21 protein-coding genes are annotated in these 26,195 nt (G+C 45.1%); 2 read left to right on the top strand and 19 right to left on the bottom strand.

The genetic code is table 11. The features are described from left to right. Positions 1-114 precede the first annotated feature (114 nt). The 10 genes from B2Z67_RS14460 to hisS form a co-directional block, all read right to left on the bottom strand. Positions 115-2,577: a Calx-beta domain-containing protein gene (locus B2Z67_RS14460; RefSeq protein ID WP_291530547.1), complete on the bottom strand. Its 2,463-nt coding sequence runs from the start codon at positions 2,575-2,577 to the stop codon at positions 115-117. Between the two features lie 22 nt (positions 2,578-2,599). After that, positions 2,600-4,453 carry an OmpA family protein gene (locus tag B2Z67_RS14455; protein WP_291530546.1) on the bottom strand — a complete coding sequence of 618 codons (1,854 nt, stop codon included), beginning with the start codon at positions 4,451-4,453 and terminating at the stop codon, positions 2,600-2,602. A gap of 26 nt (positions 4,454-4,479) precedes the next feature. Continuing rightward, positions 4,480-5,076: a DUF3575 domain-containing protein gene (locus tag B2Z67_RS14450; RefSeq protein WP_291530545.1), complete on the bottom strand. Its 597-nt coding sequence runs from the start codon at positions 5,074-5,076 to the stop codon at positions 4,480-4,482. A gap of 26 nt (positions 5,077-5,102) precedes the next feature. Then, complete coding sequence (locus tag B2Z67_RS14445) at positions 5,103-6,044, bottom strand: FimB/Mfa2 family fimbrial subunit (RefSeq protein ID WP_291530544.1); 942 nt, start codon at positions 6,042-6,044, stop codon at positions 5,103-5,105. A 124-nt stretch (positions 6,045-6,168) separates the two neighbouring features. After that, the gene (locus B2Z67_RS14440; protein WP_291530543.1) at positions 6,169-7,404 is read right to left on the bottom strand and encodes a FimB/Mfa2 family fimbrial subunit; all 1,236 of its coding nucleotides are present in this window, start codon (positions 7,402-7,404) and stop codon (positions 6,169-6,171) included. 469 nt (positions 7,405-7,873) lie between these two features. Next, entirely contained in the window at positions 7,874-8,791 is a 918-nt protein-coding gene (locus B2Z67_RS14435) for a tyrosine-type recombinase/integrase (RefSeq protein ID WP_291530542.1), read from the bottom strand. Between the two features lie 733 nt (positions 8,792-9,524). Continuing rightward, a complete protein-coding gene (gene groL, locus B2Z67_RS14430; RefSeq protein ID WP_291530541.1) occupies positions 9,525-11,162 on the bottom strand; it encodes a chaperonin GroEL in 1,638 nt (545 codons plus the stop codon). A gap of 79 nt (positions 11,163-11,241) precedes the next feature. Continuing rightward, positions 11,242-11,514, bottom strand: a complete 273-nt coding sequence (locus tag B2Z67_RS14425; protein ID WP_291530540.1) for a co-chaperone GroES — start codon at positions 11,512-11,514, stop codon at positions 11,242-11,244. A 228-nt stretch (positions 11,515-11,742) separates the two neighbouring features. Beyond that, complete coding sequence (locus B2Z67_RS14420; RefSeq protein WP_291530539.1) at positions 11,743-11,916, bottom strand: hypothetical protein; 174 nt, start codon at positions 11,914-11,916, stop codon at positions 11,743-11,745. 228 nt (positions 11,917-12,144) lie between these two features. Continuing rightward, on the bottom strand, positions 12,145-13,509 hold the full coding sequence (gene hisS / locus B2Z67_RS14415; protein WP_291530538.1) for a histidine--tRNA ligase: 1,365 nt from the start codon (positions 13,507-13,509) through the stop codon (positions 12,145-12,147). Between the two features lie 1,042 nt (positions 13,510-14,551). On the opposite strand from hisS, the gene B2Z67_RS14410 reads away from it, so the two are divergent. Next, positions 14,552-15,097: an occludin gene (locus B2Z67_RS14410; RefSeq protein ID WP_291530537.1), complete on the top strand. Its 546-nt coding sequence runs from the start codon at positions 14,552-14,554 to the stop codon at positions 15,095-15,097. 137 nt (positions 15,098-15,234) lie between these two features. Continuing rightward, positions 15,235-16,146: an SDR family oxidoreductase gene (locus B2Z67_RS14405; protein WP_291530536.1), complete on the top strand. Its 912-nt coding sequence runs from the start codon at positions 15,235-15,237 to the stop codon at positions 16,144-16,146. A gap of 144 nt (positions 16,147-16,290) precedes the next feature. On the opposite strand, the gene B2Z67_RS14400 is transcribed toward B2Z67_RS14405, so the two are convergent. From B2Z67_RS14400 to atpD, 9 genes are all read right to left on the bottom strand, one after another. Continuing rightward, a complete protein-coding gene (locus tag B2Z67_RS14400; protein WP_291530549.1) occupies positions 16,291-18,525 on the bottom strand; it encodes an HRDC domain-containing protein in 2,235 nt (744 codons plus the stop codon). Positions 18,526-18,707: 182 nt separating this feature from the next. Further along, positions 18,708-19,595 carry a F0F1 ATP synthase subunit gamma gene (locus tag B2Z67_RS14395; RefSeq protein ID WP_291530535.1) on the bottom strand — a complete coding sequence of 296 codons (888 nt, stop codon included), beginning with the start codon at positions 19,593-19,595 and terminating at the stop codon, positions 18,708-18,710. 88 nt (positions 19,596-19,683) lie between these two features. Continuing rightward, entirely contained in the window at positions 19,684-21,264 is a 1,581-nt protein-coding gene (atpA, locus tag B2Z67_RS14390; RefSeq protein ID WP_291530534.1) for a F0F1 ATP synthase subunit alpha, read from the bottom strand. 122 nt (positions 21,265-21,386) lie between these two features. Continuing rightward, positions 21,387-21,947 carry a F0F1 ATP synthase subunit delta gene (locus tag B2Z67_RS14385; RefSeq protein ID WP_291530533.1) on the bottom strand — a complete coding sequence of 187 codons (561 nt, stop codon included), beginning with the start codon at positions 21,945-21,947 and terminating at the stop codon, positions 21,387-21,389. Positions 21,948-21,950: 3 nt separating this feature from the next. Further along, positions 21,951-22,457, bottom strand: coding sequence for a F0F1 ATP synthase subunit B (gene atpF, locus B2Z67_RS14380; RefSeq protein WP_291530532.1), 507 nt, complete (start codon positions 22,455-22,457; stop codon positions 21,951-21,953). Between the two features lie 7 nt (positions 22,458-22,464). Next, positions 22,465-22,722 carry an ATP synthase F0 subunit C gene (gene atpE, locus B2Z67_RS14375; protein WP_291530531.1) on the bottom strand — a complete coding sequence of 86 codons (258 nt, stop codon included), beginning with the start codon at positions 22,720-22,722 and terminating at the stop codon, positions 22,465-22,467. A 32-nt stretch (positions 22,723-22,754) separates the two neighbouring features. Then, a complete protein-coding gene (atpB, locus tag B2Z67_RS14370) occupies positions 22,755-23,882 on the bottom strand; it encodes a F0F1 ATP synthase subunit A (RefSeq protein WP_291530530.1) in 1,128 nt (375 codons plus the stop codon). A gap of 49 nt (positions 23,883-23,931) precedes the next feature. Continuing rightward, complete coding sequence (gene atpC / locus B2Z67_RS14365) at positions 23,932-24,177, bottom strand: ATP synthase F1 subunit epsilon (protein ID WP_291530548.1); 246 nt, start codon at positions 24,175-24,177, stop codon at positions 23,932-23,934. A 206-nt stretch (positions 24,178-24,383) separates the two neighbouring features. Continuing rightward, a complete protein-coding gene (gene atpD, locus B2Z67_RS14360; RefSeq protein ID WP_291530529.1) occupies positions 24,384-25,904 on the bottom strand; it encodes a F0F1 ATP synthase subunit beta in 1,521 nt (506 codons plus the stop codon). Positions 25,905-26,195: the final 291 nt, after the last annotated feature.

Raw genomic sequence — 26,195 nt, 5'->3', positions numbered from 1 at the left:
GAGGAGGAGAATAGAGATAGTCTGCTAATCATTAAGACAAAGAAACTCTGTGTCTCTGTATTTAAATCTGTGTCATTCGTGTCATCCGCGTCTAAAAAATTATCATATTATACTTTACTTTCTTATCGTGAAATCTGCCGTGCTTTCCGTATCCAGCACACTAACCGGTTGTGCCCCGGCAGGCTGCTTCACAGACTTCACTTTCAGCTTAACTTGCTTCTCGGCAGTATCTGTACTATAGAGGATTACACCGTTCACATTCGTAGAACTGTGGTTACCATCACCACTGATGCGCAGGTCGTGCAGGTTCGTGAATACGAAGTCCTTGCCTTCCTTAGCCGTGGCATCGGGCAGGGTTGCACAATCGAGAACGATGTCGCTGCCGGTAGTGTTAGTCAGCAACGCCCCGTCCGAAGCGCGAAGCAGGGATACGGTGAAGAAGCCGGATACTACGTTGTTATTAACTCGATGGTCGCCCAGCGAAGCAATAGCCAAACGCGCCGGCTGGTCGACAACCACGCCGCTGCAACTCAACATCTCGCCATCGAACGTTACATTAGAACCGCTCAGGCAATGGGTCTTGTTGAAATTCACAATAACCGTCTTCGGAAGCTCGTAACGGGTATCTTCAAGCGTCTTCACATTGAACGTAGACTTGCGGGCGCCATTAGCGAATACCACTCGCGGCGTCAAGCCCATATCAAAGTCAAGCGCATCCGTAGTGCCTTCGCCGTACATACCGTCGACGATGATATTGGCGCCGGTAGCATTCACCAGCGAAGTACCGTCCGGCTTGAACAGACCCAGCTCGTACACAATGTCCTTGCTTCCTTCTTCGCCACGCTCGGTGCGAACCAGTTTCACAACTGCCTGCTGGTCGTCAATAACAGCTTCGCCTACGGGTTTCACCAGATAACTCTGCTGCACATCAGACAGTACCAGCTCGAAGTTCTTCACGCCTTCCACCAGGTCGTTCGCCTTGATGGGCACCTCGATATCCTGTTTCACCAGATACTTGCCCGACGAACCGCGGGAAGGAGTGAACGAGAGTTTGCCTTCTACGGGAATATAGTTGTTAGCCATAGTAGCCGAGACTTCGCGGGTGGCATAGCCCACAGTTACGGGCACGGGTGCGCCTTCTCTGGTAGTGGCATAACCTGTCAGGGTGATAGTGAACACAGCCGTGGCTGTTCCGACTACCGGCTTCGTAATCTTCACATCGGATACATAAAGCCCGTGACCCAGTTTCACCAGGCGGCTGCCCTTGCCGAGGAACATCAACTCACCGGATACGGTGGTAAACGCCTGGCGGAAAGTGGTAGGCTGGTTGTCGGTCACGTAACGGTCGAACTCCCTCTGGCCTGTGCCCGAGTACATGCAAACACGTCCTTCATCTGACGACAGCAACAGCACTTCGCCGTTATTGTCTACGCGCACCATGTTGAAGTTACCGTCTATTGTGCGTTCAAACTCCGCCTTTCCGCTTGACTGGATGCGGACGAATGTGCCGCGGCGGGCATTCATATCGTAAGTAGTCACCACCGATTCGCCCGTGGACAGGTTCATGCCCAAGCCCTTCACCTGGCCGGTGGAGGAGCCGGAATAGAGGGCTGTTCCGTCGTTACGAAGCAGGGCGTAGTAACCTCTGTCGCCGCTACCGCCAACCAGGATATTGCCGTTGCGGGCAACACGCAGGTGGTTCAGCAGGGCTACTCCCTGGCTTGCGGGAATCAGGGTCTTACCGAATACGATATCTCCCTCAGGGCGTATCTTATAGATAACACCACCCTCTACCGGAGAATTGCCGGTGATGATGACCGAGCCTTCGTTGATATTGGCATGAAGGCCGGTCACCACGTATTTCTTTGCAGGGATGGTGGTGGTATAGTAGGGCTTGCCTTTGTCATCCAGGCGGACGATGATGGTTTGCTCCTTCTCGCGGTCGCCCGTAAAGGCGGCACATATATATTCCGTAGCGTTGCCCATCACAACAAACTGGTTGCAATAGCCGCTTCCGGCATTCTTATAGTTATAAAGTACTTTACCGGTCTTATCCGTTTTCACCAATATACCCTGGCGTTCACCGGTAGTTTTGGGTTCAGTGCCCGAGAGCACCAGTGAGCCGTCCCGCAGCAGCGTTCCTTTCAGGAGTTCGCTACCCTGTTCGCCGGCATAAATATTCTGCACGAGCAGTCCCTTGCGGTTTACCACAATGGCACGGCCGCTAAGCAGAGCCTGGTCCTTCTTGCTGCGAACATTCTGCGGAGACGACTGTCCTACAATCAACACACAGCCGTTGTCGACTTCGGTCACTTCACTGATATTTGTAAATCCCGCCAATGGTAACGAGAAAACAACTTCGCCCAAACGGTCTAACCACGTCAGGCTGAATACTTTTCCTTCCTTACCCAGGATAACGGTTTCGTCACCGGGCAACGGACATACTTGCTGGATCTGGTTTGCATCACCATACTGTTTATCAAACACCACCGGCATATATTGTGCCTTCGCCGGCAGACAGAGTGTGGCAACCAACAGGAGCAACATCCACACACTATGAGTTCTTCTCTTCTTCATATCTCGTTTTCTTTTAAATTTTCTACCTCTTGTTATATATTTCCACGCGTCTGGCACGGCGGTTCACGCGTATCCAGTCAATATCTCTCTCTTTCCAGACGTAGCTTCCTACTTCTTCCTTCACTTCTTCAGGAGAAAGCTTCGTTCTGCCGCGGGCTTCAATCATAAAGTTCACATCCACGCCAAGTTCGCGGAGGTACTCGGCAACACGCTGTGCACGGCGACCGGACAGCTCGTAGTTGTAGTTTGCACTACCCATTTCGTCGGCATAACCGTCGAACTTCAGTTCGGAGAGGTCATAACCGCCCATCTCTTCGGCAAATACATTCAGGCGACGGACAGACTCTTCTGTCAATGCATCCGAATCGAAGTTAAAATAGAGGGTCAGCAACAGACCGTCCGGAACAAACTTCTTCAAAGAGACAGTCTCCTTACGGACATTTTCCGTAGCTCCCTTCAGCAACAACGACCCGCCAAGAACAGCCATTTCTTCGCTCATGCCGTAAAAGGGTTTCTCGCGCTGAACGCCCAGGTCTTCCATGGTGCGCAGGTAGTAAATGTCGTCCTGCGACTCCATGGCGCGGTCGGAAACGAAATAGGCGCTCTGCAAGTCAATGGGGCACATATAATAGTCGTTGAACACGGAGTTCACCGGGTAAGGGTAATGACTGACGCCGCCCGGCATGATACCGTCCTTATCAAAAGCGCAACTGAACAGGTCGTAGCCGCCGAAGCCTGCCAAACCGTTGGAGGAGAAGATGAGCCGTCCCTTAAAGAATACGGGGAAGATTTCGTCGCCCTCGGTATTAATCTCGGCGCCCAGGTTCACGAGCGCTCCCCACGACTGGGTTTCGTCGTTCCAGTGAACAACGTAGAGGTCGAATCCTCCGTGACCGCCTGCCATATCCGAAGCGAACAGCAGAGACTTACCATTATTAAACAAATAAGGATGGGCGTACGAAGCCACTGATTCCTGCGGCAACACCGGAATATATCTGGAGAAGCGGCTCTTCTCGTTCTTCAATATGGAGTAGTATAATTTGGTACGGAACGGACGGAATTTCTTATCCGCCATGGCAACCGATGTCCGCGCTATATCGTATTCGATAACCGTTGTCACCATCATGTCCATATTGGAGGAGAAAGTAACCGGGCCATTCTGCAAGTCGGCAGGAATCCGGTTGAAATAGTCATAACGCTTGGGCGGTTTCTGGGATTTATTGTTTCCGGCATCCTCGTTCGCATCCAGCTCATAGTAGAGGGTGCGATGGAAAAACGTTTTACGCGGGTCATTGAACTGGCTGTAGCTCATGGCATAGAACGGCTGGTCGCCGTAAATGCCGACCCAGTATTCGGAGTTACCCGAATTCATGGACAAGCGCTTAGCCGAGTAGCCGGGTTCTTCCTGAATGGAATGGCTCATGGCAAGAGCCTCCAGCGTATTCTGGTAACGCTGTGAACGGCTATATATGTTTTTGTAGGCATTGTTCAGGCAAATAGCCTCTGCCTCACGAATCTTTCCCTGGAAACGCAAGGCGTCCACGTACTCGCAGACATCGTCCATCCCAAGGATATTGGGGCGCAACTCTATGGCCTGACCATAATGTTCGGACGCAAGTTTGTAGTCTCTGACCATGAAGTACAAACGTGCTACCTTTAGATGAAGCGCCGCTTTGGAATCATCATCCATCACGCGCTTAACAGCCACCTCGTATTGCGACATGGCCTTATCAAATTTCTGACTAATAAAATTGCGATCAGCCCGCCGTTCCATACGGCCTACTTTACGTACCTGAGCAAAGGCGGAAACACTAACTCCCAGCAATAAAAGAAATGCAATAGCAGACAACAGAACTTGAATCTTCTTTCTTTTCATTTTCAGCAACTCTTTATCAGTACACATTAACGGTATATATTATAGGTAACACTTATGCCCACTTTCGTAGGGCCAATCCAGGTCTTCGTCCGCTTCCGCTCCAAAGGGAAGGCGGAGTATTCGCCACCCAACTTGTACTTGTCGTACTGTAGATGCGCATAGCCAAGACACAGATTGAAGTCCAATCCCCAACGGGAATTAAAAGCATACTTGTATCCGCCCGTGACACCGCCCGATACGCCCCAACCCATACGGCGGAAGCTCTGCAAGGGGTCGTCGTTCGTCAACAGACCGATATTGAAGTTGCCGTACATCGCATAAGGACCAACATAGAAGCCGTCCCAGGAGTCGTTGGTGTAGAAGTTATGCGGGTTGATGTAATAGCGCAGTTCCAGCGTAGACTGGAGGGCGCGGAATACTTCTTCGCCGCTCTTAAACATATACGGTAGCCACGCCACTTCACCGTTCACAGTGATTTGCCGGGTCAGCGTATACTCAAAGCCAATGTTGGGTGACCCCGTGAACCACAAGGGGACATTGACCTTTATGCTCTGCGCCTGCACACCACTCATAGAACAGAGCAGGAGCGTAAGACACAAGATACATCGCACAATCAATTTCATAATTCTTTCTTTATTTATGTATATTATCATCCAAGGTCGACACTTCCTCCGGTTTGGATATCTTCGTCCCAGCCCACAATACCTATACTGATAACCGTATAGGAGTCCACTTCAATAATGATACGTTCACCCGACATCAGTCGCAGGGGTTGACCCGTATTCTTATCTTTCACCTCAACAGGCAGGTGCATGACCATCAGGCCGTTATCAGTGAGGAAGGTATAATTCAGTACCATGGGTACATTCTCGATGGAGGGCATGTAAGTGTGGTCTACTTCCACGATATTGGCGTTTTCCTGTACAGGCAGCGTATCCAGGTGGTACATCCGGTCGTCTTCTGTCAGACGGCTGGTGGTAGTCAGGCGGGAAGCTACAGATTCATGATCCTTCAGGTACTGCATCACCGAAACGCCCTCGGCTGTCAACTGCACATTCTTTATGCTGGATACATCGGCGGGGAAGTTCTTAAAACGTACGGTAATACGGCCGGTGTAACGCTCCAAATCCACGGTATCAGTCACTAAAATACTCGGATGCTCCACTACCACAGCGTCGAATTTTTGATAATGTATATCCGAAGGGTGCACGTAATGGTTGGCGTCGTAGGGATGATCCTTCAATACAAAAGCCGAAGACTCCGTGTGATGGTCGTCCATAAAGCGGATGTTGTCCGTATTGGTATAGCAAAACACATTATATTCGCCGGGAGGCAGCTTGAAACTGAACAGGCCGGTTGCCATACGCGGGTCTTTATTCCATTCCGGATAGGTGGCATAGCGTGAGCCAACCAACGCTCCGGTAGCATCGTAGACCAGTACCCGGCAGTCGCTGACAGTATTATTCAGGACTTCCGGTACAAAGACCTGGTATGTGGTCTCGTCTTCGAAATAGTCATAAGTACACGAAGTTAGCCAAAGTAAAGTAACTACCTGGGTGAACAACACTATGAGAAGTCCGTTTTTGCTCATTTTCTATAATTTATGCATTAGTATTCCGACTGAAAATATAGCGGGGGCAGGGGGTGCGCAACAAGTATCTGCGTCCAGTTTCCCTGCTCCCTGCTATCATCATCAGAGGTATGAAGGATGTTTTTTACATATTAACGGTAGAAGTCACAATGTTGTTATCCCAATTCATAGGTGTACTAACAGTGATATCCAAGTCACCAAATTCGTTAACGGGAAGTTCAGTATAACCACCTGTATTCAAGGTAATGTTTACTTCACGAATCTGATTCGGCAGGAACTTTTCAGGTACTATACCATACCAGTACACAGTTCCGTCAGCATCAAGGGGAGTTCCGTCTGCCAAAATATGACCAGCCTGGGCTTTTCCGGAAACAGCGATAAGGTATCTGCGTAAACCATCAGCGTTACCACCGGCGGTAGCGGCAACAGCTTCTACAGCACGGGTGGAGTTGGGGAATACGATGATATCTTTCCACATGGTGAAACCCTCTGCAGTATTTAAAATACTCAATTTAGTCGCATCAGAACCGTATCCTGTATTAACTGCAGGGTTTGCAGTATTAAGCCCTGTAGCAATCTGAACATTTCTTGTAACCGAAATAGCGCTTACTCCACCATCATTACCGTCTGCTATCTTCATTTCCTTCGGCAAGTGACGAATCAAGATAGCATTATTCGCAGCGAAGTTAACATCAGAGTTACCCCCTATATTCAGACGTACACGCATCAGAGACACTTCACGCTTCAGAGTAACAGTAGCAATATTGGCAGTATTGCCTTGCACTTGTACCGTAGTACTACCCATAAAGATTTCCGCAGGTTCCGAGAAAGCTTTCACGTCAGTAGCTCCGGTATATTCCGAAGAAAGGAAACTAGGGAAAGTAGTAGCCTTGTGCGTCATGGACAAACTTGATATGTTTTTATCAAGGACGTTGAATTTAGTCCAGTCTGCAGCACTTGTACCAACATAAGAAGTGACATTCTCCATCTTTCCTTTTGTAGTACTGGCTATAGCAACCAACGTATAAGTACCTTCCGGTACACTTGTGTACGTGTATTTCTTGCTTCCAGATACATCCGCTCCGCTACCCGGTGTTTCTACAGAAGAGAATTTCACTACTCCGGCATCCGCACCGGTTGTACCATAAAGGAAGAACTGCACCTTCTCAATAATATCCCATGAAGTTACAGGAATAGCATTCGTTTTCGTAACTTCAGCTCTCGTCTTATTTGCTCCATCAAATTTTAACTGGATAGCAAAATCCACGCCCTTAACTACCGGAGCTTCTTCATTCTCCGTACACGCACTAAATGTCATTGCAGCACACAATGACCACATCAAAATCATTTTCTTTCTCATAATTTTTAAAATTAAATTAATAATGTAAAACCTAAATAATAATATTGGTATCTACTCTAAAAAGTACTTTTACTTCTTCACCAGAAGCTTTTGTTTTTCCGTTACTTGGCGAGTAACGGTACATACATAATAGCATACATTATTAGCACAACTCCATGCGCAGACTACTATGAAATTTAATTTTACGTATTGTTTAGGCAATAGAAATCATTTTCCATCTTTAAAGCTATAAAGATGGACTATACTATTATTGTGTTCAAATGGGAAGAAACTATCCTATAATATTCAAAACTTGCTTTTTCTACATAAAAATCACTATAAAATATAATATTTTCTGCATTTTTATTTGCTATTCAAAAAAATACCTCTAATTTTGCCGCATGATTTGATGTTCTATTACTCGCCAAGTAACGGCGAATTATTTCATTGATAATCAAGAAATTACCAATACGAAATACACATACGTCACCTACCCGTTCTTCGACAATACGAATGCAATAATAGACTGATTCATCCGATTTATCTCGGCCTCTTTGAAAGGCTGAAAATAAGTTTCTGTCACTTTTACGGAAGAATGCCCCATCGCATCACATATCAGATTGGAATTAAAATTTTGCCGCAATGCCGTAGTCGCCCAGGTATGACGAGCGGTGTAAGTGCTCAACCGCTCCCTTATATTCAAAGAACGGGCCAACTCCAACAAATGGTAGTTCTCCAGCCGCAACATACGGGTATATTGCCGGTATTCATTGCCATTCGGATTCTTTATTATAGGAAAAAGATAAGGTGAATGAGAAAATTCATCCTTGTACTTGTCGATAATCGCCATCGCTTCGGCGCAAACCACAACGGTCATCCTACGCCCCGTCTTATGCCTGCGGTAAGTAATGACATCCCCTTGCAAATCGCACTTGCGCAAATACGCCAAGTCCACAAAAGACATCCCGCGGAACAAAAACAGCAGAACGAATACATCGCGACAGAAAGAAAGGTTCTGAGGCAATTCCTTTTCACTTTTCATCAGTTTGGATATCACTTCCGGCGATACAGCCCTCTTTACCGGACTGTCAACCCCCGTATGCACCTTACTGAAAAGACGTGGAGTATATGTGGCGATTCCACGCTCCAACGCCTGGTTATAAATGGACCGCAACATGCGCATGTAAGTAGAAACCGTGTTCCATTTCAACTGTTCCGACAATAGCCTCTGCTCAAACCGAATCAGCCACTCTGAAGTCAACTGTTTAAAACTCATCTCGCGTCCATTCATAAATTTTCGAACTCTGTTCAATGTACTTCTGTACACATGAGCTGTACCACTACGCTGTTCTTTCTCTAACTCAGCAATTAGTCCCTCCATGAATTTAGTTAAAAATACTTCTTTCATTCTCATTTTGATTTAGTTACATAAATATTAATATATACATCTCAATATCCCTTCATATTTCCATCATATATATCAACAGATTATAATTATATAATCCATAACAAACCACTTGCAAGAATTATCTTTAGGACTCAGATAATTTTGCTTTAATTAAGAAGTTCTATTTATCACTAAATAATAGATTAACTACGCCTCTTTTTTTCAAATACAATTCAGGCTATCAGGCCGCTGCCGATTTTGCCCATAGAAAACCCTTCTTTTTTTCTATGAGCAACCCTTTTTAGTAGTTTTGCAGTTCCGTAAAAGTAAGCTTTCGACGCTATTTAAAGAATCGTCGTCAGCCCTTCACACTCTCTTTCAGTTATAAACTGTTTTGATTTTGCAAAACAATCATCACCTTTTTCCCCTTTAACATAATAAACATTTGTTATATGAATAAAGAGGCGAACACTCTGTTGATACCAAATATTATTTAAGCGCAAATATAAGTTAATTAAATAACAAACGAAGAATAACAGGATGAATTTTTATTAAAAATATACTATTTTCTAACGAATAAAAGGAAAAAAGACGTTAACTGTGACAGGTTTCTTATTCACATTTCCCAAAGATATACTTCTTATATATGAAATAGCCAAACAGCGCGGTACACACATGCCGGGCGAACAAAAAAAGAACCACCTCCCCTTGACGGGAAAGTGGTTCTTACCATTGTATCTCTTAAAGGACAGAATTACATCATTCCGCCCATGCCACCCATTCCGGGAGCGCCCATCGGCATTTCAGGTTTATCTTCCTTCTTTTCTACGATTACACATTCGGTAGTCAGGAACATACCCGCGATAGAAGCAGCGTTTTCCAAAGCTACGCGAGCTACCTTGGCTGGGTCAACCACGCCGGCAGCGTGCAAGTTCTCGTAAATGTCTATCCGGGCATTGTAACCAAAGTCACCTTTGCCTTCACGAACCTTCTGAGCTACTACAGCGCCTTCTTTGCCGGCATTGGCTACAATCTGGCGAAGAGGTTCTTCGATAGCGCGCTTGATGATTTCAACACCGGTTGTTTCATCAGGGTTATCGCCCTTCATTCCTTCCAGAATATCAATAGCGCGGATGTAAGCTACACCACCACCCGGGATGATACCTTCTTCGATAGCGGCACGCGTTGCACGCAATGCATCATCTACGCGGTCTTTCTTTTCCTTCATTTCCACTTCGGAAGCAGCGCCTACGTAAAGAACAGCCACACCACCTGACAGCTTAGCCAGACGTTCCTGCAATTTCTCACGGTCGTAGTCCGATTTGGTAGCAACAATCTGAGTCTTGATTTGCTCGCAACGTTCTTTGATGCCGTCTTTGTCGCCGGCGCCGTTTACGATAGTCGTATTATCTTTAGAAACGGTTATCTTGTCGGCAGTACCCAACATTTCGATAGTGGCCTGTTCCAGTTTCAATCCTTTTTCTTCGCTGATAACAACGCCACCTGTCAGGATAGCGATGTCTTCGAGCATTTCCTTGCGACGGTCGCCGAAGCCCGGAGCTTTCACTGCACAGATCTTCAACTGAGAGCGCAGACGATTCACTACCAATGTAGTCAGTGCTTCGCTATCTACATCTTCTGCAATTACCAGCAGAGGACGGCCTGTTTGCACAGCCGGCTCGAGGATAGGCAGGAAATCTTTCAGGTTGGAAATCTTCTTGTCGTAGATCAGGATGTACGGTTTCTCCATCTCGCACTCCATCTTCTCCGTATTGGTCACAAAGTAAGCAGACAGGTAGCCGCGGTCAAACTGCATACCTTCTACCACACCGATGGTAGTGTCGGTACCCTTAGCTTCTTCAATCGTGATGACGCCATCCTTGGAAACTTTACGCATAGCGTCGGCAATCAGTTTACCGATAACCGGGTCGTTGTTTGCAGATACGGTAGCAACCTGTTCAATCTTGTCATAGTTGTCACCTACTGTTTCGGCCTGGTTCTTGATAGATTCAACTACTTTGGCAACCGCTTTGTCGATACCGCGTTTGATATCCATAGGGCTTGCACCGGCAGTTACGTTCTTCAAGCCTTCTGCCACGATGGCCTGAGCCAGAACGGTTGCGGTGGTTGTACCGTCGCCGGCATCATCACCGGTTTTGGAAGCTACCTCTTTTACCAGCTGTGCGCCGGTATTCTGATAAGCGTCTGCCAATTCTATTTCTTTGGCTACCGTTACACCGTCTTTGGTGATTTGAGGAGCGCCGAACTTCTTTTCGATAATCACATTGCGTCCTTTCGGGCCTAATGTTACTTTTACTGCATTAGCCAAAGCATCGACACCTTTCTTTAATTGGTCGCGGGCGTCGATATTAAATAATATTTCTTTTGCCATAGTTTGATAAACAAATTAAGGATTAATAATGAATGAATGAATGAAACTTAGAAACTGTTTTGATTCTCCTATCAGTTTCTTATCCTACAACAGCGAGCACGTCACTTTGACGCATGATAAGGTATTTAGCGCCTTCCACATCCAGTTCGGTACCGGCATACTTGCCATACAGAACGGTGTCGCCCACCTTCAATACCATTTCTTCGTCTTTCGTACCGTGACCAACTGCCACTACTTCGCCTTTCAAAGGCTTTTCTTTTGCTGTATCCGGAATAATGATACCGCCGATTGTTTTCTCTTCTGCAGGTGCAGGGAGTATCAGCACTCTGTCTGCCAAGGGTTTAATGTTCATTGTTTTTTTGTTTTTAATATGTTATACTTATATATATAGTAATGTTCCGCCTCTGTTTAGTGAGACGTAAAATAAATTGCGAAAAGTGTGCCAAAAGGCAAAGTTAGGGGCAAAGTTAGAATTATGTCAGTAGAGGAACTGACATTTTGGCAAAGAGTTCAATTAGGTTGCTACGCTATGCAAGCTATTTTTTAGACGCTGATAATGCGGATGACGCAGATTTATCTGTTACAAGTCTACCGATTCCGCATCCACTTCATAATTTAATTCCGTAATATGTCCCTGCCGGAAATTTTTGGTGGAGTGTACCAATGCATTCCCCATCAGGAAAAGGAATATCACAGCTATTAATGTCATCACCATACCGACGGCCGCATAATATTTGGGTTCCAAAACATCCATAACAATTATTTTTATAGGTTTGCACTACAAAGATAACCATTAAGGGTTACAAAGTGTTTACTCTTTTGTTAAGAAACTGTTTTGGCTCTCCTTTTTTAGTTTTTTTCAGCTTCTTTTGAGGCTGGTTCCGGTCTGAAACTTCAGGTATGCTAATTACTCAAGTTTCGCATGTTATTATATTGTTGAGATCAGTAGTATCTCTATTAGCTTCGCTGACAGAGATACATTTTATTTCTTTATCTTCTTTATCAACTCTTCGACAGCCACAAGCACTTGTTCTCCGGTTTCCATATTCTTCAATGTAACCTTGTTCTCGTTCATTTCGTTTTCACCCACCAGAGCCACAAACGGGATGTTCTTGGCATTGGCATAACCCATTTGTTTCTTCATCTTGGATGAATCCGGAAATATTTCGGCACGAACACCCGCCGCGCGGACTTTTGCCAATGCGTTCAGGGAGAAAGCAGCCTCTTTTTCACCAAAGTTTATAAAGAGGAGTTGAGTGCCGTTCACGGCTTCCTTTGGATACAGATCGAGTTGGTTCAAGACGTCGAAGATGCGGTCGGCTCCGAAAGAGATACCTACGCCTGAAATACCGGGCATACCAAATACGCCGGTCAAATTGTCATAACGCCCGCCGCCCGTGATACTTCCGATTTGTACATCCAGCGCTTTCACCTCGAAGATGGCGCCTGTATAATAGTTCAAACCACGAGCAAGCGTCAAGTCCAATTCCATTTCATTCTTCAAGTTAAAAGCAGCAAGGGTTTTCAAAATAAACTCGCTTTCTTCTACCCCTTTCTGTCCGATTTCACTGCCGGCAAGCACATCTTTTAGAGTACTCAGTTTTTCTTCGTTCGTTCCGCTCAACAGAATAATAGGTTGAAGTTTAGCGATAGCCTCGTCGCTGATGCCTTTCTCTTTCAGCTCTGCGTTCACATTCCCCAGGCCTATCTTGTCCAGTTTGTCAATGGCTACGGTAATATCCACTATCTTGTCGGCTTCACCGATTATCTCGGCAATGCCCGTCAGAATCTTACGGTTGTTGATTTTGATGCAGACGCGAATACCGAAGCGGTTGAATACCGTGTCGATAATCTGCATCAGTTCTACTTCATTCAGCAGGGAGTCGCTGCCTACCACGTCGGCGTCGCATTGATAGAATTCACGGTAACGCCCCTTCTGCGGACGGTCGGCGCGCCAAACGGGTTGTATCTGATAGCGTTTGAAAGGGAAAGTGATTTCGTCGCGGTGCATCACCACGTAGCGGGCGAATGGAACGGTGAGGTCATAGCGGAGTCCTTTCTCGCAGAATTTGGCGGCAAGTTTGGCTGCATTGCGGCTCAGCAACTCTTCATCGGTCAGTCCGGAGAAGTAGTCGCCGGAATTCTGTATCTTAAACAAGAGTTTATCGCCTTCTTCGCCATACTTCCCCATCAGCGTGGAAAGCATTTCCATGGCAGGCGTTTCTATTTGTTGGAAGCCATAGAGGTGATATACATCGCGAATGGTGTTGAATATATAGTTACGCTTCGCCATTTCTACCGGCGAGAAGTCACGGGTACCCTTAGGTATGCCTGGTTTTGCTGCCATAATTATTTTATAATATTTAGTTTGGGGTGCAAATTTACGGCAAATTATTGGATTAAGGAATAGCACTATACTACAAAAGCTTGAAATAATCATTCACACGTTTCACCTTTTTCTGTAGTTTGCTTATTCATGGGCAAAAGCGGGTGAAAGCGTTTTTTTTGTACCCTGCTTGTGGGGGCTGTGGGGCGGGGTCGTGCCTTCACAGGCCTTCACCTTTGGAGGATTTAGGCGGAGCAGAGCTTCGCAGTGATAAGTGTTTAGTGATTAGTGATTAGCAAGAGTATCTCTATTAGCTTATCATTAATCACTTATCACTGCCCCGCCCCGCCTAAATTCTCATTCACAATATAACACAATTTCAATTAAATTGCAGAGATTCAATCGGACGACTCCAGTCGGCTTATCGGTCAACTCAAGTCGTCCGATAAGCCGACTGGAGTTGACCGATAAGCCGACTATAGTTGTCCGTTCAAACACCTGTAATTCAATACAATAAAAAAGACTGGAAATAAATATTTGTCCGTTCGGCTGAAATCCCGACAAATATGGTGACACTTACGGTGGGTGAAGGCTGTGAAGCCCCAAAAAGGGCACTTTTTACCGAGTGATTTCACCCGCTATGTGCGATGAATAAGGGTGTTACGCGAAAAGGTGAAAGCGGTGAACCCCCAAACAAACCTATTAGGAGAGTTAGATAAAAGGAGAATTTATGTTTGAACAGAGAGGCGCGGAGACATTTTGAATTATGAATTTTGAATTATTAAACACAGAGATACGGAGTTTTCTCTTTAATTAAACACAGAGATACAGAGTTTTTTCTCTGCGACGTAGTCGCCCTCTCTGTGTACCCTTATTCAGGTTCTCTTCTTAAAAGAAAAAAAACTCTGTGTCTCTGCGTCTCTGTGTTCAATAATTCATAATTCATAATTCATAATTCATAATTCATAATTCATAAAAGCACAAATGACTCAACTTACCCCCCTGATTTGCACAATTCACAGGTATTTCTTATATTCGCCCTTGAATAAAGACCATTGTATCAATGAAAGTAATACTATTTGTTATATTCTTCTGCCTTTTTGCCATTCGGGTGAATGCGCAGAATGAGATACCCGCCGACAGTACGCATAACATAACATTATCGGAAACGAAAGATTTCGATGGCTTTCTCTTGGACATGAGCCTGATGAAAATGGCAGCGCCGCAAATGCCAAGATTTACCTTAAGCATTCCCGATGCCAGCAAGGACTATAGCTTTATGTTCCGGTTGAATCCGGATGCAACTTACTCGCAAGGCCTGTCGGATATGTTTAGCCTGGGGAATTCTACCGTATACAGTATGAATCCGTTCGGGCTGACAGGCTTCGGTTCTTCACTTCACAACTTGCAAATGGGAAGCTTCCGCTTGAAGAACGGTATGCGTATCAATACATACGGAGAGTATAACAAAGACGGTTGGAGAGTACCCAATCCTTCTGCCTTGCCGTGGGAACGGAATAATTTCAAAGGCGCTTTTGAACTGAAATCAGCAAACGGGTCGTTTGGAATAAGAATTGAAGTACAACAAGGAAAGACTGGGGCTTATTGAAAAGATACTATCGTTACTGATATATACAGTTAAAGCATAAACGGAGTATCGGCTTTAACTACTAAGCCCGCTTGGGGCTGATAACTACTAAGCGAAACGATAACTCCTTAACTCCTGACTTGAATTAACAACATATTATGAAGAAGAAAATACTGGTAATAGGCGCTAACGGTTTCACCGGACGCCGTATCTTAAACGACTTATCACGTAATGAGAATTATCTCGTAACCGGTTGTTCCCTGCATGACGACATTGCATTTGGTTCCGGAAATTACAGCTTTATCCGTGCAGATATCTGCCAAATGGCGGAACAAAGAATGCTGTTCCGCGATATATGTCCCGACGTGGTAATCAACACCTCTGCCCTATCCGCTCCTGATTACTGCGAAACACACCGCGAAGAAGCTGAAAATATTAATATCGTTGCTGTAGGGCTGTTGGCTTTCCACTGCGAGGCATCCGGCGCCCGCTTCATCCACCTCTCAACCGATTTCGTATTCAGTGGAAACACAGACCGTCTTTATACGGAAGAAGATGTTCCTGCTCCCGTCAATTACTATGGTATTACCAAATTAACGGGCGAAAAGCATATTGAGGAATTGTGCCATAATTATGCTATTGCGCGCGTAGTAGTAGTATATGGCGCCGCTTTGCCGGGACAACACGGGAATATTATTCAATTAGTAGCCAACAGATTGCGGAATAACGAAGAGATACGGGTTGTTTCCGATCAGTGGCGTACGCCGACTTATGTAGGAGATGTTTCGCAAGGAATAGAGAAACTCATAGAACATCCGAATAGTGGTATATATCATATATGTGGAGCGGATTGTCTCAGTATATCAGATATCGCATACCGTGTAGCGGATACGCTGAATCTGGATCGTTCATTGATTGTGCCTGTTACTACCAAACAAATGAATGAGGCTACCCCGCGTCCTAAATTCAGCGGATTGAGTATTGAGAAGGCGCGTAGGGAGCTGGGCTATCAGCCACATACGCTTGAAGAAGGAATAAGGTTGATGTTTAAGATTAATTTTGAATTTTGAATTATGAATTATGAATTATGAATGGGGACGTGGAGCTTCGCAGTGATAAGTGATTAATGTTTAGTGATAAGCAAAAGTATCTCTATTAGCTTCGCTGACAGAGATACTACTGCTAATCACTTATCACTAAACATTAATCACTTATCACTCCAATTCAAAATTCAAACTCATACCATTCTCTTTCCTGTACTCCCGTACCATCTCCAGAAGCATGTCCCCATACTTCTCTACCCCTTTCTTACCGAAGTAAGGAATACGAAGAAGCGACGCTTTGTCTTCCGGCAATAAATTAGTTATTCCTAACATTGCTTTTTGCTGGATAACCGTATATACCGGTAGTCCCAGTTGGGACGCTTCCGAATTACGCCAAGCTACCAAGCGTTTGTACAGTTCAGGATGTAAAATGTCCGAAGGAACCACCACCTCAGTAGTCCGTTTACGTTCAGAGTTACGTTCTGCGTTATTTCCCGCGTTTTCTCCCGCTTCCGCCTTCCGCTTTCTTTTCTCCGGGGAATTACCGGAACGTTTCTCCCCTTTAGCCTTAGCCGGCTCGGCATTATCAATGGAAAGTATCGCTTTCCGTTTCAGGTAATCTCCAACATAAAAACCGTTACCGGCAACAAACTCCAACAAATCTTCCTTCATCAAAAGCATGCCTTCCAACTCCTCGTCAGCAGCTTTCAGTTGTTTCCTGAGTTCTTTATTGTCAGCTTCCACACTTATACTGCTTCTGAGGGTATCCAAAGGCAACAACTGTTCTTTAAAATATTCCGCCCCTAAATGAATACGCTCCTGCAGTACCTTGTCTTTAGCATAATCTTCCGCCGCATCAACCAACCTTGTATATTGGAGACTGAACTTTTGCGCAACTGTCGTCACCTTCTGATGGAAACGTTCCGTTTCCGATTTATACTCCGCCAATAACTTCGGATAGAGTTTATAGAAATGCTCGTCTACCAACCTCACGTACCGCTTCAACGCTTGCTCCAGCGGTACGAAATTAAACAATTCCGATAGTAACTCCAGGAAATAACTTTGTTGCAATCGCCTGTAACGGGTTTCGTCAGGTTCGTTTCTTCGCGCATCTTCCGTAAAGGTTTCTACTGCACTGTCACTAATAACGGCTCTTGCCGACAAGGGAGCGCTTAGCACCAAACCTTCCAGCGTTTTGCATCGACTCAATGCCACATACGTCTGTCCATGCGCAAAAGATGCACTCGCGTCGATAATGGCACGTTCAAATGTCAGCCCCTGACTTTTGTGAATCGTGATAGCCCATGCCAGTTTCAGAGGAAACTGTTTGAATACACCTTCGATATCTTCCTTTATTTCTTTCGTTTCTTCATCCAATACATATTTTGCATTCGTCCATTCTTCTTCCTGCAATACGAAAGCCTCTTCACCATCTTTACTACGCACTTCTATTCCCGCAGCCCATACATTTGTCACTTCGCCAATCATACCGTTATAATAACGATGTCCACCGGACGAGTCGTTTTTCACAAACATGATTTGTGCTCCGCGTTTCAGCTCCAGCACTTCATCCGTAGGGTATGAATAGTCCGGAAATTTCCCTTCTATCTGAGCGCGGAATGTAAAAGAGCGTCCGGGCAGTTGTGCCAACTCAAAATCATTGATGCGCTGCGCCTGATAATTATGAGTAGTCAGCCGGATGTAACCTTCTTCTTTTGAAGGTTGAAAATCAGGAATATACCTCCGGTTCAAACCATCTAACAGGGCTTTATCACACCGGTTCTCACGAATACGATTCAACATCTCCAGGAAGTACGTATCACTTTGCCGGTAAACTGTTTTAAGTTCAATCGCACAATATTCCGATTGCTTTAGTGCCCGGCTGGAAAAGAAATACGGAGTTTCATAATAGCGATTCAGCATTTGCCATTCTTCGTCCTTTATGACCGGCGCCAATTGCTGCAAATCTCCTATCATAAGCAACTGTACACCTCCGAAAGGTTTATTGCGGTTACGAAAGCGACGCAATACATCATCCACGGCATCCAGCAAATCGGCGCGTACCATACTGATTTCATCAATCACCAGCAGGTCTATGCTTCGCATAATATTAATCTTCTCCTTGCCGAAACGGAAACGGTATTGCGCTTTACCGTCGGCACTGAATGAAGTATCGGGTATATAGGGGGCAAATGGAAGTTGAAAAAAGGAATGTATCGTCACACCGCCCGCATTGATAGCGGCAATGCCCGTAGGAGCAAGAATGACCATACGCTTAGGACTTCCGGCTTTGAGCTGCCGTAAGAAAGTTGTTTTTCCGGTGCCAGCCTTACCGGTCAGAAAAAGATGGGTGCCTGTATTTTCAATAAATTGCCACGCAAGCGTCAATTCGTGGTTTTGTTCCATTAGCTGATAAGTGTTGATTATGGAGGCGTAAAGGTAATAGAAATTAGTACAATAACACCTTTGTTGCAACATCTTTTTATACTCTTATACCTGTATTATTCATACTTAGCCTGCATTATTCATAAGTGTCTCTTCATAAACGAAGTACTTACACTATGAATAATACAGGTATAATCAGTTTCTTATTTAAAACTTCCTGCAATAATATCCAGCAGCTCGTTTGTGATTGCTTGCTGTCTACTCTTATTATATTGTTTCGTCAAATCCTGTATCAACTTATTCGCATTATCCGTAGCCGTTTGCATGGCAAGCGTGCGAGCAGCGTGTTCGGATGTATTAGAGTCCAAAAGTACCGTGTATAGTTTCTGGCTTAACACCTTAGGTAATAAATCGGCAATCAACTGACCTATAGACGGTTCCACAATATAGTCATTATGGAATCCGCACTGTTCCGAGCCTTCGGTAGCGGCAGTAGCTTCTACTTTATGTAAATTGATAGGAAGAAAATCTTCCCGGGTCAGCACCTGCGCTCCCATAGACTTGAAATGATGATAGATCAACTCCACGTGATCAATCTTCTTCTCTACAAAATCCTGCATCAGCAATCCGGCAAGTGCAAAAGCATCTGTATATGAAGGCTTTTCCGCCATTTCGGAATAACTTCCCTGCGGTGTAATGCCCAGCTTTTTTATAGCTGTTTCCACTTTCTTCCCTACGGGATAAATCAAGGTGTTTTCTTTGCCGAGTGATTTGTATTCTTCCAATGATTGTTCAAGCATCTTCAGTACATTGGCATTGAATGCGCCACACAGTGAACTGTTGGATGAAAAGACCACTATTGCTACCCGAGTCACAGGCCGTACCTCCGTATAAGGTGAGTCGAACGTGGCATCCGTAGACAAGAAATTCGTCAATATCTCATTCAACTTCTGTTGGTAGGGCAACATATTCTCTATCCGCCCCTGTGCTTTATGCAATTTGGCAGATGCTACCATCTTCATCGCTGATGTAATCTGGCGCGTACTCTTAACGGAACTTATTCGGTTTTTTACTTCTTTTAGTGAGGACATCTTTTTGAATTATGAATTTTGAATTATGAATTATGAATGCTGATCACTAAATGCTAATCACTAAATGCTAATCACTAATCACTAAACACTATCTCAAGTATTGTTTCGCTATCATCTCTGCTGTCTCCTCAATCTTTTTGCAGAGGTCATCATCAATGGAGCCGCTTTTCAGAACATCAAGTACATCCGCACGGTGGTTCATCTCAAGTGTTTCCTGGAAAGAACGTTCAAATTCAGTCACTTTATCCAATGGCACATTGCGCAATAAACCATGCGTACCACAATAAAGAATGGCGATTTGTTTTTCTACCGGTATCGGACTGTACTGCGGCTGAATCAGCAGACGGGTATTCTTTTGTCCTTTGTCAATAGTCAGCGCCGTTACAGGATCCATGTCACCGCTGAATTTTGTAAATGCTTCCAGTTCGCGATATTGAGCCTGGTCTATCTTCAATGTACCCGCCACTTTTTTCATCGCCTTGATTTGTGCATTACCACCTACACGGCTTACGGAAATACCTACGTTGATGGCTGGACGGTTACCTTGATTGAACAAGTCGGTATCAAGGAATATCTGTCCGTCGGTAATAGAAATTACATTCGTCGGAATATATGCGGACACGTCTCCTGCCTGCGTTTCAATGATGGGCAATGCCGTCAACGACCCTCCACCTTTTACTTTTCCTTTCAGGCTATCCGGCAAATCATTCATTTCGCGCGCCACTTCTTCCTGGTTAATGATACGTGCGGCACGTTCCAGCAAACGGGAGTGCAGATAGAAGATATCACCCGGATATGCTTCACGTCCGGAAGGACGGCGTAAAATCAGTGACACTTCACGATAAGCTACAGCCTGTTTGGAAAGATCATCGTAAACAACCAACGCATGGCGGCCTGTATCACGGAAATATTCACCGATAGCGGCGCCTGCAAACGGAGCATAGTATTGTAATGCCGCCGGGTCGCCGGCTGTGGCGGCAACAACAATTGTATAATCCATTGCGCCATGTTCGCGCAATGTATTTACAATGGAAGCTACTGTAGAACCCTTTTGACCGATGGCTACATAAATACAATATACCGGGTCGCCTGCTTCAAAGTTGGCACGCTGGTTGATAATCGTATCAATAGCAATAGCTGTTTTACCGGTCTGCCGGTCGCCTATGATCAATTCACGTTGTCCGCGACCGATAGGAATCATGGCATCTACAGCTTTCAATCCGGTCTGCAACGGTTGGTTTACAGGCTGACGGAAAATAACTCCCGGCGCTTTACGCTCCAAAGGCATTTCACTGAGTTCTCCGCCAATCAGACCTTTACCGTCGAGAGGAACACCCAACGGGTCGATAACACGCCCCAACATACCTTCTCCCACCATAATAGAAGCAATACGATTGGTGCGTTTTACAATATACCCTTCCTTGACCTTATCCGTAGGACCGAGTAATACGGCTCCCACATTGTCTTCTTCCAGATTCATCACAATCGCCTTAATGCCGTTATCGAACTCCAGCAGTTCGTTTGCCTCGGCATTATGCAATCCGTAGATACGCGCTACGCCGTCACTGACTTGCAGCACCGTACCGGTTTCGTCCAACTGCACACGGGTGTCAATCCCTTCCAACTGGCGACGGAGAATATCGGATACTTCGCTAACTTTTATATTCATGTTTTTAGTGATTAGGTTTTAGTGATTAGTGATTAGTGATTAGTGATTAGTGGTTAGTGGTTAGTGATTAATAAACAAATGATATCACTCGCTAATCACTAACCACTAATCACTTATCACTATCACACTATTCTTCTATTCTTATCTATGAACTGTTGTTTCAGCCTCTTGAGTTGGGTGGCGACGCTGGCATCTAACCGGAAGTCGTTGATATCAAAGATAAAACCTCCTTCAATTGAAGGATCGACTTCGGTGTGTAATTCCATCCGGGCATGCAACAAAGTAGAGGCGCTATCACGGATACGTTCCCATACTTCACGGCTCACAGGCACAGACGTGATAAGTTTACCCACGCCAATATGCTTCAACTTCCTATATAGACTGAGATAGGTCAAGCTGATGTATTGTAAGTACGACTCTCGCCTGTTCTTCAACACAAGGGTAATGAAGCGGAAAAATTCCCGGCTTACATCCCCATCGCCAACGGCAGCGGTACAAATCAAGGAAAACTTCTCCCGAATCGTCAGAATGGGGTTGTCCAACGCTTCACGCAAATCCGGATGTTTACGGAAACTCCGCTCCAGCATACGCACTTCACCGTACACCCGTTCTTCCGCCCCCGTACCTTTGGTATATTCCATCAGGGCTTTGGCATATCGCATCGAAATAATTCCTATATCCATATATCAATTATTTTTTGAAGCAGCCAATATCTCATCCAACATACGGTCAATCATATCCATCTGTTCCTGCTCCCCATCCAGATTCTTGCGGATTACTTTCTCCGCAATATCCACAGAGAGCACAGCAACCTGACGACGGATATCGCGTATCGCATCTTCCTTTTCTTGCTGTATCTGCCTTCTTACCTCGTCCAGCTCCTTTTGCGCGGCAACTTCCGCCTGCTTACGCGCTTCAACAATAATCTTGTCACGCTCGTGCATCGCCTCCCGCAGAATGCGCCCCTGTTCCTTGTTGGCATCAGCAATCAACTTCTCGCTTTCAGCTTTCAGCTTTGAGAGTTGCGCATGGGCTTCCTTTGCCACTTCCAACGATTGGTCAATGTAGGTTTTACGGCTTTCCACCATCTTGACAATAACAGGAAAACCGTACTTTGCCAACACTACAAACACGACTCCGAACGACAGAAGCATCCAGAAAAGCAAACCACTATCAGGTAATAACAATGACATAATATTGTTATAAGAAGAGTACTAACAGACACACCACTACCGCCAACAGGGCAACACCTTCAACCAAGGCAGCGGCGATAATCATGTTCGTACGAATGTTTCCCGATTCTTCAGGCTGGCGGGCCATAGCTTCCATAGCAGAACCGCCAATCTTACCGATACCCAGACCTGCACCGATAACAGCGAGTCCGGCGCCTAACGCTGCACCCAATTTAGTCAATCCGATACCAGCCACAGTTGCTTGCAATAATACAGATAGTAACATAACTTTCAGTTTTAAATGGTTTATTCTTTTAATTATACTTTATGTTCTTCCTGAGCCAGTCCGATAAATACCGCGGACAACATGGTGAACACGTATGCCTGAATGAACGCTACCAACAGTTCCAGCGCATTCATAAAGACGTTAAACAATACGGATGCTACTGTAAGAGTACCGTTTAGCGCTGCTCCCATACCGGCAGAAATAAATACCAGGCATGTTAATACCAGCATCGCCATGTGTCCCGCCAGCATATTGGCAAAAAGACGAATCATCAAGGCAAACGGCTTGGTAAATATACCGATAAATTCAATGAAAGGCATCATCGGTACGGGAACTTTCAGCCACCAGGGTACATCCGGCCAAAATATATCTTTCCAATAGGCTTTTGTTCCGAAAAGGTTTACCGCAACAAATGTACATAATGCCAAGACCATAGTAATGGCAATATTACCCGTTACACTAACACCACCGGGAAAAACGGGAATCAGCCCCATGATGTTATTGATAAAGATAAAGAAGAACGCCGTCAGCAGGTAAGGTGCGAACTTTTGGTATTTCGGCCCTACACAACCTTTGATGATATCGTCATTCACCATCATGATAAACATCTCCATAAATCCGACGAAACCACCGGGTGCAGCGCTGTCTTGCGAATGCCTGCGATACCAGCGAGCCACGCTCAATATGATAACCAGCAGCAAGATACTGTTGATAAGCAATGCCAATGTTATCTTCGTTATGGAAATATCCCAAGGACGTATTTCATTTCCGGACGCATCGTGCTCAACCAGTTTACCTTCGTACTTGCTACCGGCAGGTGCAATACGAAAGCCTTCGTACATGCCTCCATTCTCTTCCAGACGTGAAGAGAGGAAAACATGCCAACCGGTTTGCGTGCTATATATAATAATAGGTAGCGGGATAGTAACATGCGTTTTTCCCCACGTGGTAATGTGCCACTCGTAGGTATCTCCGATATGCCCGAAAACAATACCTTTCACGTCAACCGTATTTTCTTTCTGTCCGGCAGAATTTAGTTCATTCCGTCCGGCAACACTGTCCGTATCTGCTTTGGTACCTTGTGCGGTAACAGGCAAAGCAGTAAACAGCATTCCCAACATCAGGAATATTCCGGTACACAGGTTACGTATTCGTTTCATTTTTCTTTCTTTTTTCTTCTTCTCTACTTCATACGCGAGAAGCCGGATGTCAATCAACACAAGCGGAAACAACTCCACCGCTCATTTCAACAAAGCCACCATTAATATCAAAAGTTTGTTCCTCTCCTCCTGCCGGCACATAAATTACGTTGCCTGCCCGAAGCGATGAAACAATAGGCGCATGTTGCGGCAATATAGTAAACGCTCCGATTGTACCGGGAAGCGTCACCCTTTCCACCTCTCCATTATATATTTCCTTCTCCGGAGATACTATGTTTAAATGTAGCATATTTATATGTTTATATGTTTTGAGTAGTTAGTAGTTAGTAGATAGTAGTTAGTAGATAGTAGATAGTAGATAGTAGTTAGTAGGGAATAGTCTGCCTACTGTATTCTATATTCTATAATTCTGTATGTAGCCATTCTACTTACTACTAACTACTTACTACTAACTACTTACTACTAACTACTTACTACTAACTACTTACTACTAACTACTAACTACTTCCCCACTTGCTCCAATAGCTTCTTCCCCTTCCCAATAGCCTCTTCAATCGTACCCACATTCAGGAAAGCAGATTCAGGTAGATAGTCGACTTCACCATCCAGAATCATCTTGAAACCTTTGATTGTATCTTCTATGGAAACCATTGTTCCCGGCACGCCTGTGAACTGTTCGGCAACGGCAAACGGCTGCGATAAAAAACGCTGTACACGGCGTGCACGGTTCACGACCGTACGGTCGGCATCAGACAATTCCTCCATGCCGAGGATGGAAATGATGTCCTGCAACTCCTTATTACGCTGGAGAATCTGCTTCACACGCTGCGCCACTTCATAATGTTCCTCTCCCACGGTATGCGGATCAAGAATACGTGAAGTAGACTCCAGAGGATCAACGGCGGGATAAATACCCAATTCCGTAATCTTACGGCTCAATACGGTAGTAGCATCCAAGTGCGAAAAAGTAGTGGCGGGCGCCGGATCCGTCAAGTCATCGGCAGGCACATATACAGCTTGCACGGAAGTAATTGAACCGCTGCGCGTGGAAGTTATACGTTCCTGCATAGCACCCATTTCAGTAGCCAATGTCGGTTGGTAACCTACAGCGGAAGGCATGCGCCCCAGCAATGCCGAAACCTCGGAACCGGCTTGGGTGAAACGGAATATATTATCAATGAAGAACAGGATATCGCGCGGGCCGTCTGTCTGTGCACCCTGGTCGCGAAATGACTCAGCTACCGTTAGTCCGGACAACGCCACAGACTGGCGGGCGCCGGGAGGTTCATTCATCTGGCCGAATATCAAACTTACCTGCGACTTCTCCACTTCGTTATAGTCAACTTTAGACAAGTCCCAGTGTCCTTCCTCCATGCTTTTCTTGAATTCCTCGCCATAGCGAATAACACCGGATTCTATCATTTCACGCAACAGGTCGTTACCTTCACGCGTACGTTCTCCTACACCGGCAAATACGGAAAAGCCATGTTGTTTCTTGGCAATGTTATTGATGAGTTCCTGAATAAGTACGGTTTTACCTACACCGGCTCCACCGAATAAACCGATTTTACCGCCTTTGCAATAAGGTTCGAGCAAGTCGATAACTTTAATGCCTGTGTAAAGCACCTCTTCTACAGTGGTTAAATCTTCAAACTTAGGAGGGTCGCGGTGAATCGGATAAGCTCCGGTATGATCCAATTCTTTCATACCGTCAATAGAGTCGCCTACTACGTTCATTAATCGACCTTTGATCTGGTCACCCACCGGCATAGTGATTGGTCCACCTGTGGGATATACTTTCATACCTCTCTGCAAGCCGTCCGTACTATCCATGGCTACGGTTCTTACCGTATTTTCGCCAATATGTTGCTGTACTTCAATGATCAGCCTTTTACCGTTTGAACGTCTAATCTCCAATGCATCATGAATGCTCGGAAGCATCAATTCGGCATCCGTACCTTCAAAATACACGTCTACCACCGGTCCGATAACCTGAGAGATATGTCCTAAAATTTGTGGCATAAGTAATCCTTTTATATAATTCTTCGTTTTTTCAGCAAGTCGCGTTCCTATCGTTCCGCAGTTGAATATTTAACGCTTATTGAATAATAATGTTCAATGCTCTTAGCATACATTATTCATAGTGTAAGTACTTCGTAATAATTATTTTTACTATAAATGAGAACTTAGCGGTGATTCAAACACAGAGACACGGAGACATTTTGAATTATGAATTATTAAACACAGAGGCGCAGAGTTTTTTCTTTAATTAAACACAGAGACACAGAGGCACAGAGTTTTATCTTTCTTTTA

This window comes from Bacteroides sp. UBA939, from assembly GCF_002293435.1.
Lineage (GTDB): Bacteria > Bacteroidota > Bacteroidia > Bacteroidales > Bacteroidaceae > Bacteroides.
The sequence above is the reverse complement of the archived record's forward strand: the minus strand, read 5'-3'. Positions and strand labels throughout refer to the sequence as shown.

What these genes read in the sequence shown, in the direction of transcription:
- B2Z67_RS14410 (WP_291530537.1), top strand. Translation starts at nt 14,552, where the DNA reads ATGAAAGTAATACTATTTGTTATATTCTTCTGCCTTTTTGCCATTCGG.
- atpF (WP_291530532.1), bottom strand. Translation starts at nt 22,457, where the DNA reads ATGTCATTGTTATTACCTGATAGTGGTTTGCTTTTCTGGATGCTTCTG.
- atpD (WP_291530529.1), bottom strand. Translation starts at nt 25,904, where the DNA reads ATGCCACAAATTTTAGGACATATCTCTCAGGTTATCGGACCGGTGGTA.
- B2Z67_RS14440 (WP_291530543.1), bottom strand. Translation starts at nt 7,404, where the DNA reads ATGAGAAAGAAAATGATTTTGATGTGGTCATTGTGTGCTGCAATGACA.
- B2Z67_RS14435 (WP_291530542.1), bottom strand. Translation starts at nt 8,791, where the DNA reads ATGAAAGAAGTATTTTTAACTAAATTCATGGAGGGACTAATTGCTGAG.
- B2Z67_RS14420 (WP_291530539.1), bottom strand. Translation starts at nt 11,916, where the DNA reads ATGGATGTTTTGGAACCCAAATATTATGCGGCCGTCGGTATGGTGATG.
- atpB (WP_291530530.1), bottom strand. Translation starts at nt 23,882, where the DNA reads ATGAAACGAATACGTAACCTGTGTACCGGAATATTCCTGATGTTGGGA.
- B2Z67_RS14400 (WP_291530549.1), bottom strand. Translation starts at nt 18,525, where the DNA reads ATGGAACAAAACCACGAATTGACGCTTGCGTGGCAATTTATTGAAAAT.
- B2Z67_RS14425 (WP_291530540.1), bottom strand. Translation starts at nt 11,514, where the DNA reads ATGAACATTAAACCCTTGGCAGACAGAGTGCTGATACTCCCTGCACCT.
- B2Z67_RS14405 (WP_291530536.1), top strand. Translation starts at nt 15,235, where the DNA reads ATGAAGAAGAAAATACTGGTAATAGGCGCTAACGGTTTCACCGGACGC.
- B2Z67_RS14460 (WP_291530547.1), bottom strand. Translation starts at nt 2,577, where the DNA reads ATGAAGAAGAGAAGAACTCATAGTGTGTGGATGTTGCTCCTGTTGGTT.
- B2Z67_RS14450 (WP_291530545.1), bottom strand. Translation starts at nt 5,076, where the DNA reads ATGAAATTGATTGTGCGATGTATCTTGTGTCTTACGCTCCTGCTCTGT.
- B2Z67_RS14455 (WP_291530546.1), bottom strand. Translation starts at nt 4,453, where the DNA reads ATGAAAAGAAAGAAGATTCAAGTTCTGTTGTCTGCTATTGCATTTCTT.
- B2Z67_RS14385 (WP_291530533.1), bottom strand. Translation starts at nt 21,947, where the DNA reads ATGGATATAGGAATTATTTCGATGCGATATGCCAAAGCCCTGATGGAA.
- atpA (WP_291530534.1), bottom strand. Translation starts at nt 21,264, where the DNA reads ATGAATATAAAAGTTAGCGAAGTATCCGATATTCTCCGTCGCCAGTTG.
- atpE (WP_291530531.1), bottom strand. Translation starts at nt 22,722, where the DNA reads ATGTTACTATCTGTATTATTGCAAGCAACTGTGGCTGGTATCGGATTG.
- groL (WP_291530541.1), bottom strand. Translation starts at nt 11,162, where the DNA reads ATGGCAAAAGAAATATTATTTAATATCGACGCCCGCGACCAATTAAAG.
- hisS (WP_291530538.1), bottom strand. Translation starts at nt 13,509, where the DNA reads ATGGCAGCAAAACCAGGCATACCTAAGGGTACCCGTGACTTCTCGCCG.
- B2Z67_RS14395 (WP_291530535.1), bottom strand. Translation starts at nt 19,595, where the DNA reads ATGTCCTCACTAAAAGAAGTAAAAAACCGAATAAGTTCCGTTAAGAGT.
- B2Z67_RS14445 (WP_291530544.1), bottom strand. Translation starts at nt 6,044, where the DNA reads ATGAGCAAAAACGGACTTCTCATAGTGTTGTTCACCCAGGTAGTTACT.